Annotated in this window: 11 protein-coding genes; 5 read left to right on the top strand and 6 right to left on the bottom strand. The window is 67.0% G+C overall.

Going from position 1 to position 13,387, the window contains the following annotated elements:
* Positions 1 to 22 precede the first annotated feature (22 nt).
* The 3 genes from ripB to AC5Y30_RS16745 form a co-directional block, all read right to left on the bottom strand.
* Positions 23 to 760: an NlpC/P60 family peptidoglycan endopeptidase RipB gene (gene ripB / locus AC5Y30_RS16755; RefSeq protein WP_499919847.1), complete on the bottom strand. Its 738-nt coding sequence runs from the start codon at positions 758 to 760 to the stop codon at positions 23 to 25.
* A 25-nt stretch (positions 761 to 785) separates the two neighbouring features.
* A complete protein-coding gene (gene ripA, locus AC5Y30_RS16750; protein WP_499919774.1) occupies positions 786 to 2,234 on the bottom strand; it encodes an NlpC/P60 family peptidoglycan endopeptidase RipA in 1,449 nt (482 codons plus the stop codon).
* A 239-nt stretch (positions 2,235 to 2,473) separates the two neighbouring features.
* Positions 2,474 to 3,028 (bottom strand): Rv1476 family membrane protein, encoded by a 555-nt coding sequence (locus AC5Y30_RS16745; protein WP_499919773.1) that lies wholly within the window; start codon positions 3,026 to 3,028, stop codon positions 2,474 to 2,476.
* Between the two features lie 233 nt (positions 3,029 to 3,261).
* Here AC5Y30_RS16745 and AC5Y30_RS16740 point away from each other — a divergent pair, with 233 nt between their 5' ends.
* Entirely contained in the window at positions 3,262 to 6,075 is a 2,814-nt protein-coding gene (locus AC5Y30_RS16740) for an aconitate hydratase (RefSeq protein ID WP_499919772.1), read from the top strand.
* A gap of 23 nt (positions 6,076 to 6,098) precedes the next feature.
* On the top strand, positions 6,099 to 6,668 hold the full coding sequence (locus tag AC5Y30_RS16735; RefSeq protein WP_499919771.1) for a TetR/AcrR family transcriptional regulator: 570 nt from the start codon (positions 6,099 to 6,101) through the stop codon (positions 6,666 to 6,668).
* Between the two features lie 69 nt (positions 6,669 to 6,737).
* Here AC5Y30_RS16735 and AC5Y30_RS16730 read toward each other — a convergent pair whose 3' ends face one another.
* From AC5Y30_RS16730 to trxA, 3 genes are all read right to left on the bottom strand, one after another.
* Complete coding sequence (locus AC5Y30_RS16730) at positions 6,738 to 8,375, bottom strand: ABC-F family ATP-binding cassette domain-containing protein (RefSeq protein WP_499919770.1); 1,638 nt, start codon at positions 8,373 to 8,375, stop codon at positions 6,738 to 6,740.
* Between the two features lie 25 nt (positions 8,376 to 8,400).
* On the bottom strand, positions 8,401 to 9,210 hold the full coding sequence (locus AC5Y30_RS16725; protein WP_499919769.1) for an enoyl-CoA hydratase: 810 nt from the start codon (positions 9,208 to 9,210) through the stop codon (positions 8,401 to 8,403).
* 81 nt (positions 9,211 to 9,291) lie between these two features.
* Positions 9,292 to 9,627, bottom strand: coding sequence for a thioredoxin (trxA, locus tag AC5Y30_RS16720; protein ID WP_067132756.1), 336 nt, complete (start codon positions 9,625 to 9,627; stop codon positions 9,292 to 9,294).
* 197 nt (positions 9,628 to 9,824) lie between these two features.
* Between trxA and AC5Y30_RS16715 the strand changes: the two genes are divergently transcribed.
* The 3 genes from AC5Y30_RS16715 (at position 9,825) to AC5Y30_RS16705 (ending at position 13,373) form a co-directional block, all read left to right on the top strand.
* The gene (locus AC5Y30_RS16715; RefSeq protein ID WP_499919768.1) at positions 9,825 to 11,651 is read left to right on the top strand and encodes an acyl-CoA dehydrogenase; all 1,827 of its coding nucleotides are present in this window, start codon (positions 9,825 to 9,827) and stop codon (positions 11,649 to 11,651) included.
* Between the two features lie 72 nt (positions 11,652 to 11,723).
* Positions 11,724 to 12,512 carry a DUF5666 domain-containing protein gene (locus AC5Y30_RS16710; RefSeq protein ID WP_499919767.1) on the top strand — a complete coding sequence of 263 codons (789 nt, stop codon included), beginning with the start codon at positions 11,724 to 11,726 and terminating at the stop codon, positions 12,510 to 12,512.
* Between the two features lie 120 nt (positions 12,513 to 12,632).
* Positions 12,633 to 13,373, top strand: coding sequence for a DUF5666 domain-containing protein (locus AC5Y30_RS16705; RefSeq protein ID WP_499919846.1), 741 nt, complete (start codon positions 12,633 to 12,635; stop codon positions 13,371 to 13,373).
* Positions 13,374 to 13,387: the final 14 nt, after the last annotated feature.

Here is a 13,387-nt window from a genome sequence, read left to right as displayed (position 1 = left end):
TGATGCGTCGCCGGCCCCGCGTTCAGTACTCGATGATCCTGGTCAGGAACGGGGTCATGCCGGGCTTACGAACCGGGCTGACCGTAACCTTGGCGGCGCTGCCCGATGCCTCGAGCATCTGACCGTTGCCCAGGTACATGGTGACGTGCTGGCTGCCGTTCGGGCCGTAGAAGATGAGGTCGCCGCGCCTGGCCTGATCCTGCGGGATGTGGCGCCCGGCGTTGTACTGGTCACCGGAGAACCGCGGGATCAGCACGCCGACGCCGGCGAACCCGTAGCGCATCAGGCCCGAGCAGTCGAAGCCGGTGATGTTGGCGCCGTCGCCGACGCCCTTGCTGGGGCCGTCCAGCGAGCCCCCGCCCCACGAGTAGGGCACCCCCATCTGCGCACCCATCCGCTTGATCACGTACTCGATGGCCTGCCGGCCATAGACCCGCGGGATCTTGCCGCCGGGGTTGGAGGGTGTGGCGGCCGCAGCGGGTGCGGGATCGCCCAGGATGTTGATGCCGAGACCGCCGAGAAACTGCCTGCCCAGGTCCATCGTGGTCTGGGTGGCCTGGGCGGTGGCCTGCAGCGAGGCGTTGGCGACGGCGAGCGGGTCGCCGGGCGCACCGGCACTGATCTGGGCGGGCAGGGTGGGGTCCCATTCGCCCGGGTCGGCCCCGGCGAGCGGAGCCGGGGCTGTCACGGACAACATCAGCCCGGCCACCACTGCGGTGATCCAGGCGAGGTTGACGATACGAAACCGATTGCGGCGCATGCCCGTCCGTTCAGCACTCACTCGATCACCACTCGATGTACCGGACCACGTAGGGCGTCATGCCGCTGGTGCGCACCGGGGCGACACGGACCTTCAGCCCGATGTCGGGGGCCTCGAGCATCTGGCCGTCGCCGAGGTAGATCGTCACGTGCTGGCTGCCGCCCGGGCCGTAGAAGATGACGTCGCCGCGGCGCATCTGCGAGGACGGGATCTTGCGGCCCAGGTTGTACTGCGACCCCGAGTAGTGCGGCAGCTTGATGCCCACCCCGGCGAACGAATACAACACCAGGCCCGAACAGTCGAAGCCGGTGATGTTGGCACCGGAGTCGATGCCCTTGCTCGGGCCGGCCGCGTTGCCGCCGCCCCAGGAGTAGGGCACGCCGATCTGCGACATGCCGCGCCGGATCACGTATTCGGTGGCCTGCCGGCCGTAGACCCGGGGAATGCGCCCCCCGACCCCGCCGGGAGCCGCGTTGGTGATGCCGGTGTCGTCGGGCTTGAGGATGCCCAGCTGCTGCAGGAAGTTGCGGCCCAGGCCCGCGGTGACCTGGGTCGAGGTCGCCGAAATGCCGAGCACCTGGTTGATCACCGCGATCGGATCGCCGGGCACGTTGGCGCTCGGGATCATCGGCAGGGTGGGGTCCCAGGCGCCATCCCACTGACGGCCACCGGACGACGGCGCCGGCGCGCCCGGCGACCCGGTCTCCCACCGGTCACCCGACGCCGGCGCTCCGGGGCCGCCGGCGCCCGCGGACCAAAGACGGGCGGCCTCGCGCTTGGCCGCGTCGAGCTTGACCTGAGCCTGATCTCGTTGCGCGGCAAGGCGAATGATGTCTTCGCGTTGCTGGTCGAACTTCTGCTTGGAGGTGGTCAGCGCCCGCACCGCGGCGTCCTGGCTGGACTTGGCATCGGCGGCGGCCTTGTCGGCGTTCTGCTTGGCCAGCCGCGCCGCCGATTCCCTGTTCACCTGCTCGGTGCGGGCCTGCTGCAGCTTGGCCATCACGGCCTGCGAGCTCGTGGTCAGGTTCTTGGCGGCGGCTTCGGTGGCGATGATGTCGTCGGGGCTGCTCGCGGTCAGGTAGCTGTTGGACGGACCGTTCATATAGGTGGCCGCGGCGAAGGTGTCGAAGCGGTGCTGCGCCCCGGCGATGGCGATGTTGGCGTCTTTGACCGACTGCTGGCTGGTCTCCAGGTCGTGCTGGGCGGTGGCCGCGTTGTCCCGCGCGGTCTCGACGTCGACGAGGGCCTTGTTGACGCTTTCCTGTTCGGTCTGGATCTCGGCGCTCAGATTCTGCAGCCGCTGGTTGGCTTTGGCGACGTCGGCGATGAGTCCGGCCAGGTTGTCGGCGGTGGGATCGGCCTCCGCGAGGCCGGGCGTCGCTATCAGTAGGGCCAGGCTCAACACGGAGGGGACGACGGGCCGCACCAGCCTCGCGGCCGGTCGCGCAGAAGACCCCCAGCGTGTGCGTCTCATTCGACTCAGGTCTCCTACAGCTCAACGCGACGGGTGGCGCCAGCCACAGGATCCCCGAAAGGCGCCAAAGACAACACCAGCATCATTTGCACCGTACGTCACACGGGTGGGCGTGCAAACGCCCCACCGAAATCGCACTCTCTACGTGCGTTTAATGTGACCGAACGGTGACCTAACCGGTTTGCCGCAGCACGTCGCGACGGTTGGCCGAAACAACCTGAAAAAGCGAATACCTGTGGCTAGACCGCAGTATTGGCGTCGGTGGCGGTGGTTGTCGCGGTCTCGTCGGATGTTGCTGCGCGCCTACTGCGCAACTGCAGCAAGCGGGTGCCGACGGCCGCGGCGAAGACGGCGATCAACAGGAAAATCGTCAGGCCGGTCCAGGGAAACTCGGGCGTGTCCAGCTCGTGCAGGAAATGCTGCGCGGAGACCACGGGGTTGCCCGTCTTGGCGTTGTCCTCACCGGCCTCGAGCGTGACGCGGGGGAACTGCGTGCTGTAGCTGCCGACGTAGCTCGGGCTGAGCGTCAGCACCGTCGCGTCGTGATAGTCCGCGCCGACCACCGTCGAGATGTCGCGCAGCGGGGTGTCGTTCGGGGGGTTGTGGTCGAGCAGCACGATTTTGAGGTTGATGCCCTCGGCATGCGCGTGGTTGACCACATCGAGCAGCCCCGGCATTGCCGCCGGCGTCGCGCTGACTCCGGTCGCGGCGACCTGGGCCTTCACCATGGTCATGTCGACGTCCACCGGAATGTAGAGCGGCAAAGCCTGGCCGGTCATCGCGTCCCTCCTCATGTGCCCGTCACGCTGGCGTGACTCTCGGCCACGGCGGTCACTTTAGCGTGACGCTCGACCAGGGATTGGAGCGCTCGCGGGGGTTTTCAACCGGCGGCCACGGCGACAAGACTGGACCACGAGTGCCGTCGCAATGCAGGACAAGCGTACTGTTAAAGTCGGCACGATAGTTTGGACGACCCGCCGGCGCCAGCCCGTCGCGGCGGGAGAACTAAAGACTCTGGGAGTTTCAAGTGACTGATTCCGTGAATTCGTTCGAAGCCCGCGACACCCTCGAGGTCGGCGACCAGAGCTATCAGATCTATCGTCTCGACGCCGTTCCCAATACCGAGAAACTGCCCTACAGCCTCAAGGTGCTGGCCGAGAACCTGTTGCGCAATGAAGACGGCAGCAACATCACCAAGGATCACATCGAGGCCATCGCGAACTGGGATCCCAAGGCGGAGCCCAGCATTGAGATCCAGTACACGCCGGCCCGCGTGGTGATGCAGGACTTCACCGGTGTGCCGTGCATCGTGGACCTGGCCACCATGCGCGAGGCCATCGGCGACCTCGGCGGCAAGGCGGACAAGGTCAACCCGCTCGCCCCCGCCGACCTCGTGATCGACCACTCGGTGATCGCCGACCTGTTCGGCACCGCGGACGCGTTCGAGCGCAACGTCGAGATCGAGTACCAGCGCAACGGCGAGCGCTATCAGTTCCTGCGCTGGGGGCAGGGAGCTTTCCAGGACTTCAAGGTGGTGCCCCCGGGCACCGGCATTGTGCATCAGGTCAACATCGAATATCTGGCCAGCGTGGTGATGACCCGCGACGGCCTCGCCTATCCCGACACCTGCGTGGGGACCGACAGCCACACCACAATGGTCAACGGCCTTGGCGTGCTGGGCTGGGGCGTCGGCGGCATCGAGGCCGAGGCCGCAATGCTGGGCCAGCCGGTGTCGATGCTGATCCCGCGGGTCGTCGGCTTCAAGCTGACCGGTGAGATCCAGGCAGGCGTCACGGCCACCGACGTCGTGCTGACCGTCACCGAGATGCTGCGCAAGCACGGCGTGGTCGGCAAGTTCGTCGAGTTCTACGGCAAGGGCGTGTCGGAAGTGCCGCTGGCCAACCGCGCCACGCTGGGCAACATGAGCCCCGAATTCGGTTCCACCGCAGCGATTTTCCCGATCGACGAGGAGACCATCTCCTACCTGAAGTTCACCGGTCGCACGGAGGCGCAACTGGCGCTCGTGGAGGCCTACGCCAAAGAGCAGGGACTGTGGCATGACCCGGACCACGAACCCGCGTTCTCGGAGTACCTCGAGCTCGACCTCTCCACAGTGGTGCCCTCGATCGCCGGTCCCAAGCGCCCGCAGGACCGCATCGCCTTGTCGGCCGCCAAGTCCACCTTCCGCGAGCAAATCCTGAGCTACGTCGACGGCGACGGCCAACAGGGCTACTCGAAGCTCGACGAGTCGGTCGAGGAGACGTTCCCGGCCAGCGATCCCGGCGCGGTGTCGAACGGACATGCCGACGACGTTCCCGAGGTGCACTCGGCGGCCGCCCATGCCAAGGGCCGCCCGAGCAACCCGGTCACCGTGAAGTCGGACGAGCGAGGCGAATTCGTGCTCGACCACGGCGCGGTGGTGATCGCCGCGGTCACCTCGTGCACCAACACCTCCAACCCCGAGGTGATGCTGGGCGCCGCGCTGCTGGCCCGCAACGCCGTCGAGAAGGGACTGACGTCCAAGCCGTGGGTGAAGACCACCATGGCGCCGGGCTCACAGGTGGTCAACGACTACTACGACAAAGCCGGCCTGTGGCCGTATTTGGAGAAGCTCGGCTTCTACCTGGTCGGCTACGGCTGCACCACCTGCATCGGCAACTCCGGGCCGCTGCCCGACGAAATCTCGAAGGCCATCAACGACAACGACCTTTCGGTGACCGCCGTGCTGTCGGGTAACCGCAACTTCGAGGGCCGCATCAACCCCGACGTCAAGATGAACTACCTGGCGTCGCCGCCGCTGGTGGTGGCCTACGCGCTGGCCGGAACCATGGACTTCGACTTCGAGTCACAGCCGCTCGGCAAGGACAAGGAGGGCAATGACGTCTTCCTGAAGGACATCTGGCCCTCGCAGAAAGACGTCTCCGACACCATCGCCTCGGCGATCAACTCCGAGATGTTCACCAAGAACTACGGCGACGTGTTCAAGGGTGACGAGCGGTGGCGCAACCTGCCCACCCCAAGCGGCAACACCTTTGAGTGGAACGCCGATTCGACATACGTCCGTAAGCCCCCGTACTTCGAGGGCATGCCGGCCGAGCCCGAGCCGGTCGCCGACATCACCGGCGCCCGGGTGCTGGCGCTGCTGGGCGATTCGGTGACCACCGACCACATCTCGCCGGCCAGCAGCATCAAGCCGGGCACCCCGGCCGCGCAGTACCTCGACGAGCACGGCGTGGAGCGCAAGGATTACAACTCCTTTGGCTCGCGGCGCGGCAACCACGAGGTGATGATTCGCGGCACGTTCGCCAACATCAGGTTGCGCAACCTGCTGCTCGACGACGTGTCCGGCGGCTACACGCGCGACTTCACCCAGGACGACGGGCCCCAAGCGTTCATCTACGATGCGGCGCAAAACTATGCGGCGCAAGACATTCCGCTGGTGGTGCTGGGTGGTAAGGAGTATGGGTCGGGCTCGTCCCGGGACTGGGCCGCCAAGGGAACGCGGCTGCTGGGCGTTCGCGCGGTGATCGCCGAGTCGTTCGAGCGCATTCACCGCTCCAACCTGATCGGCATGGGCGTGATCCCGTTGCAGTTCCCCGACGGGAAGTCGGCCAAGGATCTGGGTCTGGACGGCACCGAGGTCTTCGACATCACCGGGATCGAAGAGCTGAACAACGGCAAGACGCCGAAGACGGTGCATGTCAAGGCCAGCAAGGGATCCGGCGGGGACGCCGTCGAGTTCGACGCGGTGGTGCGCATCGACACCCCCGGTGAGGCCGACTACTACCGCAACGGCGGCATCCTGCAGTACGTGCTGCGCAACATGCTCAAGTCCGGTTAACCCCGACCCGGTTTCGGCCACCCGTGCCTAAGGTCAGCGAGGACCATCTGGCGGCTCGCCGCCGCCAGATCCTCGACGGCGCCCGCCGTTGCTTCGCCGAATACGGTTACGACAAAGCCACGGTCCGCCGGCTGGAGAAGGCGATCGGGATGTCGCGCGGCGCGATCTTCCACCACTTCCGGGACAAGGACGCGCTGTTCTTCGCCCTCGCCCACGAAGACGCCGAGCGGATGGCCGACGTGGCTTCCCGCGCGGGACTCATCCAGGTGATGCGCGACATGCTGGCCGCGCCGGACCAATTCGACTGGCTGGCAACCAGATTGGAGATCGCCCGCAAGCTGCGCAACGATCCCGCGTTCAGCCAGGGCTGGGCCGAGCGTTCCGCCGAGCTTGCGGCGGCGACCACCGATCGGCTGCGGCGGCAGACCGAAGCACACCGAATCCGCGACGACGTGCCCGGCGACGTACTGCAGTGCTACCTGGAATTGGTCCTCGACGGCCTGGTGGCCAGGTCGGCGGCCGGCGAGGACCCGCAGCGGTTATCCGCGGTCCTCGACCTGGTGGAAAATTCGGTGCGGCGCAACGATTCTTGAGAAACGGCCGTAGCGTCGCAGGCACCCGAGTGAAAGCCGCGGGCCGATTCACCCAGATCGCAGCCGAACTCAGGCCAGCTCGATGAGGTCCCGGTACTCGTCGGACCAGAAGTCCTCGGTGCCGTCGGGCAACAGCACGACGCGCTGCGGGTCGAGGGCCTCGGCGGCACCGGGGTCGTGCGTCACCAAGACCACCGCGCCCCGGTAACTGCGCAGCGCGTCGAGCACCTGCTCGCGCGAGGCCGGGTCGAGGTTGTTCGTCGGCTCGTCGAGCAACAGCACGTTGGCGGTCGAGGCCACCAAACCGGCCAGCGCAAGGCGCGTCTTCTCACCGCCGGACAGGGTGCCCGCCGGCTGGTCGAGTTGGGCGCCGCTGAACATGAACGCGCCCAGCAGGCCACGCAGATCCTGCTCACCCGAATCCGGTGCGGCGTGGCGGATGTTCTCCCACACGGTCGCATCGTTGTCGAGCGTGTCGTGTTCCTGGGCGAAGTACCCGATCCGCAGCCCGTGCCCGGGCTCGAGCCCCCCGGTGTCGGGGGCCTCGGTGCCGGCCAGGATCCTCAGCAGCGTGGTCTTGCCTGCGCCGTTGAGGCCGAGCACCACCACCCGCGAGCCCCGGTCGATCGCCAGGTCGACGCCGGTGAAGACCTCCAGCGACCCGTAGGACTTGCTCAGCCCGGTAGCCACCAGCGGCGTGCGCCCGCAGGTGGCCGGGTTGGGGAACTTGATGCGGGCCACCTTGTCGGCCACCCGCTCGTCGTCGAGCGCGGCCATCATCCGGTCGGCGCGACGCAACATGTTCTGCGCGGCAACGGCTTTGGTGGCTTTCGCGCCGAGCTTGGCGGCCTGTGAGCGCAGCGCGGTGGCCTTGCGTTCGGCGTTCGCACGCTCCCGGCGCCGGCGCTGCTCGTCGGTGGCCCGCGCGTCGAGATACTTTTGCCACGTCATGTTGTAGACGTCGACCTCGCCGCGCACCGCGTCCAGAAACCACACCCGGTTGACGACGTCGGCGAGCAGTTCCACGTTGTGGCTGATGATCACCAGGCCGCCGGTGTGCGCGCGCAGGAAATCCCGCAGCCAGCCGATGGAGTCGGCGTCCAGGTGGTTGGTCGGCTCGTCGAGCAGCAGCGTGGTCGACGAACCCGACATTCCCGCCCCGCCTTCCGACGCGGCGAACAGGATGCGGGCCAGTTCCACCCGCCGCCGCTGCCCGCCGGACAGGGTGCGCAGCTGCTGGGTCAGCACCCGTTCCGGCAGGCCGAGACTCGCGCAGATGCGGCTCGCTTCGCTTTCCGCGCCGTAGCCGCCCAGGGCGACGAAACGCTCCTCCAGCTGCCCGTACCGGCGGATCGCGCGGTCGCGGGCGTCGTCGTCGGCGACCTCGGCCATCAACGCCTGCTGCTTTTCCAGGTCGGTCAGCAACACGTCAAGCCCGCGGGCCGACAGAACCCGGTCGCGGGCCAGCACATCGAGATCACCCTCTTTGGGATCCTGTGGTAGATAACCGATTTCGCCGACGCGGTTGATCGCCCCGGCATAGGGTTCGGTCTCCCCCGCCAGAATGCGCAGGGTGGTCGTCTTACCGGCGCCGTTGCGGCCCACCAGCCCGATGCGGTCGCCGGGCTGCACGCGCAGGTCGGGACCTTCGGGCGAGAGCAGGATGCGCGCACCAGCGCGGACCTCGAGGTCCGTGGCCGTGATCACGATCGCTCTCCTTGTGAAAAGACGCCTATTTGTCGTCGGTGAACACCGGTGGTCGTCGTTCTGCGCGCGCGGCAACCGCTTCTTCGAAGTTGGCGGTGAGCAGGCGGACGAAAAGCTGTCCCAAGCCTTCGGCTTGCATGTGCCCTTCCAGGCTACCGGCATCCAGCCCACTCCACAGCGTGCGCTTGGTCAACTCGACGCCCGGCCGCGAGAACGCGGATATCCGCGTGGCGATTGCGTAGCACGTGTCCAGCAGCTGCTCGTCGGGCACCTGGCAGGACACCAGCCCGATGCGCTCGGCCTCCTCCGCCGTGACGTCGCGGCCGGTCAGCATGATCTCGAACGCGCGTGACGAGCCGATGGCCCGCGGCAACAGGTAGGAAAGACCCAGTTCGCTGGCGGTCAGCCCGTTGTTGATGCCGGCGGCGCGAAAGTAGGCGCTGGTCGAGGCCACCCGGATGTCGGCGGCCAGGGCCAGGCACAAGCCGCCGCCGATGGCGGGGCCGTTGACCGCGGCGATCACCGGTTGGTGCAACCGGCGCAGCGCCAGGATGACCTCGTCGAGGATCTCCATGGAGCGCAGCGCATAGGTGGGGCGGGTCAGCTCCTCGACGTGGGGCACCGAGCCCGCGGACTTGTGATCGGCGCCGGACGAAAAGCCGCGGCCCGCCCCGGTCAGCACGACCACCCGCACCGAATTGTCGTAGGTGACCTTTTCCAGGGCCTCTTTGAGCGGAACCATGACGTCGAACGCCATCGAGTTCATCCGCTCGGGCCGATTCAGGGTTATCAGCGCGACACCGGGTCGCGGGTGATCTACCAGTACCAAACTCACCCATGCAACCTAGCGCGTAGCTAATCGTGGTCTCGCCCCCAGCGCGGTGTGGCCCACCGGGCCCCGCCGGTTCCGGCGGCCCTAGACTTCCGAGACGTCGAACGCGCGGACTTGCTGGACCAGATCCTCCAGGGCGGCCGGCGGCAGTGCACCGGGCTGGTTGAACAGCAGTTTGCCCTTCTTGAATGCCATCAACGTGGGGATCGACCGGATCTGGGCGGCCGCGGCCAGCTGCTGCTCGGCCTCCGTGTCGACTTTGGCGTGCACGATGTCGGGGTGTTTCTCCGACGACGCCGCAAAGGTTGGGCCGAACTGGCGGCACGGACCGCACCAGGAGGCCCAGAAGTCGACGAGCACGATGTCGTTGCCCTCGATGGTTTCGTTGAACTTCTCAGCGGTGAGATCAAGTGTTGTCACATTTGCTCGAACGCCCGGCGGCGACGCGGTGTTCCCCGCTGCCCTTCAGAGTTCGGAATGCGGCTGTCGGCGTGCGCGCAGCTACCGCCGCATGGCGCACTACCCGGTCGTCGCTGGTTACGGTTGCGTACGTTTTCCCGCGTCGGACAGACTGAGCCTGACGATCCGCCGTCTCGAGGACCAGTGAGGGAATCGCCTTGAGCCACTACATCGCTAACGTTCGTGATATCGAGTTCAACCTTTTCGAGGTTCTCGATGTCGGCGCGGTCCTGGGCAGCGGGGGCTACAGCGACCTCGATGCGGACACGGTCCGCACCATCTTGGCCGAAGCCGCGCGCCTCGCCGAAGGTCCGGTGGCCGAAACCTTCGCCTTCGCCGACCGCAATCCGCCGGTGTTCGATCCGGCCGAGCACAAGATCACCGTGCCTGACGAGCTGGTCAAGACGGTGGCGGCGCTCAAGGAGGCCGGCTGGTGGCGGCTGGGTCTGGCCGAAGACATCGGCGGCATGGCCGCCCCGCCGCCGCTGGCGTGGGCGGTCAACGAGATGCTCATCTGTGCCAACCCGTCGGCGAATTTCTTCAATCTCGGCCCGTTCATGGCTCAGGCGTTGTACGTCGAGGGCACCGAGCAGCAGCGGCAATGGGCCGCTCATGGCGTGGAGCACGGCTGGGCGGCCACCATGGTGCTCACCGAACCCGACGCGGGCTCCGACGTCGGTGCCGGCCGCGCCAAGGCCGTCGAACAACCCGACGGCACATGGCACATCGAGGGCGTCAAGCGCTTCATCTCCGGGGGCGATGTCGGTGACACCGCCGAGAACGTCTTCCATCTGGTGCTGGCCCGCCCCGAGGGCGCCGGGCCGGGCACCAAGGGGCTGAGCCTGTTCTACGTGCCCAACTTCCTGTTCGATCCCGAGACCTTCGAACTGGGTCCCCGCAACGGGGTTTACGTCACCGGGGTGGAACACAAGATGGGCATCAAGTCCTCCCCCACGTGCGAATTGACCTTCGGCGCAACGGATGTGCCCGCTGTCGGTTACCTGGTCGGTGATGTGCACCGGGGCATCGCGCAGATGTTCACCGTAATCGAGCACGCGCGCATGACGATTGGCGTCAAGGCCACCGGCACCCTGTCCACGGGTTACCTCAACGCGCTGGCCTTCGCCAAGGAACGCGTGCAGGGCGCGGACCTGACGCAGATGTCCGACAAGACCGCGCCGCGGGTCACCATCATTCACCATCCCGACGTGCGTCGCAGCCTGATGACCCAGAAGTCCTACGCCGAGGGCTTGCGGGCGCTCTACATGTATGCCGCAGCCCATCAGGACGACGTTGTGGCACAACGGGTTTCGGGTGCCGATCCCGGAATGGCGCATCGGATCGACGACCTGCTGCTGCCGATCGTCAAGGGGGTGAGCTCGGAGCGGGCCTACGAGGTGCTGACCGAGTCCCTGCAGACGCTGGGCGGTTCGGGCTTTTTGGCCGACTATCCGCTCGAGCAGTACATCCGTGACTCCAAGATCGATTCGCTCTACGAGGGCACCACCGCCATCCAGGCGCTCGACTTCTTCTTCCGAAAGATCGTGCGCGACCGGGGGGAGGCCCTGCAGTTCCTGACGACTCAGATCACCGCGACGATCGACAGCTGTGACGAGGCGCTCAAGCCGATCGCGGCGCTGGTGCAGACCGCGTTCGATGACGTGACGGCGATGACGGGCGCGTTGACCGGTTACCTGATGTCCGCGGCGCAGCAGCCGGGCGAGATTTACAAGGTGGGCCTGGGGTCGGTGCGGTATCTGCTCGCGGTCGGCGATCTGCTGATCGGCTGGCGACTGCTGGTGCAGGCCGACGTCGCCACCCGCGCGCTGGCTGACGGCGCCGAGCATGACGAAGCGTTCTACCGGGGCAAGATCGCGACCGCGAAGTTCTTCGCCAAGAACATGCTGCCGCGGCTGACCTCGCTGCGCGGGGTCATCGAGGCCATCGACGACGAAATCATGACCGTGGCCGAAGAAGCGTTCTGACAGCGCACAGCTTAGGCACAGGTTAAACGGGTAAACCATAGCGTTGGTCAACCGACGAATGGAGAAACGTTGATGTCTGCCAGCTGTCAAGTGCCCCGGCTCACTCGCTTCGCGGTAGTCGCCGTCGCGGGAGCCACCGCATTGTCCCTGTCCGCCTGCGGCTCTTCGAACAATTCCACGTCCACCTCCACCTCCACATCGACGTCGACATCCACTGTCACGTCGACCACCACCTCGTCCACCCCTAACGCAGAAGCGCGCGTCAGCGGGCTCATCGCCTCGGTGGCGGGCAACTCGATTCAGGTCACCAAGGAAGACAACTCAACCGCGTCGGTCAACTTCACCTCGACCACCAAGATCACCGAGGCCGTTCCGGCCGGCCTGCCGGACGTCACCCCGGGCAGCTGCCTCAGCGTGAAGCCGACCGAGGGGTCGGCACCCGGCCAGGCGGTCACCGCCGCGTCGGTGAAGATCAGCGAGTCCGTCAACGGCGCCTGCCCGAAGCCCCCGCAGTCCGCGCCCGGCGGTTCGACCACCACGCCGCCGTCCCTCCCGCCGTCGAATGCGCCGACGAAACCGGCCTGGGTCCGCGGCTCGGTGGCGTCGGTGGCCGGTAACACCATCAATCTGACCAACACCGATCCCAGCGGCAACACCACGCAGACGACCGTGACGGTCGATGATAAGACCAAATACACCAAGCAGTCCTCCGCCAAGACCGACGCGATCACACCGGGCAAATGCCTGTCCGCGCGCGGAACTCAAGAGAACGGCGGCGCGCTGCAGGCGACGAGCATCAAGCTGCGACAGGCCGTCGACGGCAAGTGCGGCAAGCCCAAGCAGCCCGGCCATGGTGGCTGAATCCGGCTGACTGAGATTGCCGTCACTCCCGCCGGACGCGGCGTGAAAACCGCGCCCGGCGGGGGTGATTGCGCAGGGCGGCGAAACGCGTGATCGGAGATGAGAGCTGTGCCTGCCTTATTGAAGACCCGGCGGACGCAGATCGCGCTCGGCGTCGTCATTGCCTTCGTCGCGGTGTGCGTGGCCATGTGTGGCTCCTCGCACGACACGTCGAACACCGGCGCGCCGCCCGTCGTCACCGCGGTCCCACCGAGCGCGGCTCCCAGCGCCGCACCGCCGCCGGCGCCCCCACCACCACCGCCTCCGGTCGGCAAGGACTATGTCGAGGGCATGGTGCAATCGAATTCGGGTCAAACGGTCGCGCTTCGGACGCGGACCGGCTCCGCGACGGTGGACTACACGCCGCAGACGATCGTCATGGACGTCGCCCCGGCGAAGCTGGCGGATGTGACGCCGGGCAGCTGCGTGAATGTCAAAGCCACCCCGCAGAGCGCCCCGCCCCCCGGGTCCATCACCGCGCAGACGGTGACCGTCACCGCCGCCGCGGACGGCAAGTGCCCGCCGCCGGCCGGCTTCTACGGCACCGTGTCCTCGGTGTCGGGCGACACGATCGCCGTCAACGGCCTGGGCGCCGGCGGTCCGGGAGCCTCCACTAGCGTGACCGTCACCGACTCCACCTCATACCAGCGGCAGACCCCGTCGGACACCCAGGCGATCACGAACGGCAAATGCATTGGGGCTCAGGGGACTCAGGATGGCGGCGTCCTGCACGCCGCGATGATCAGTGTGGAGGCCTGCCCGCCGATGGGGCGCCCACACCCGCACCTGCACCTGCCTCATCTTCCGCACATCCACCTCTAGGCCAAGGGGCGCGG

This window comes from Mycobacterium sp. NGS27 (genome assembly GCF_059813005.1).
Note: the sequence above shows the minus strand (reverse complement) of the source record. Positions and strands in the feature narration are given on the sequence as shown.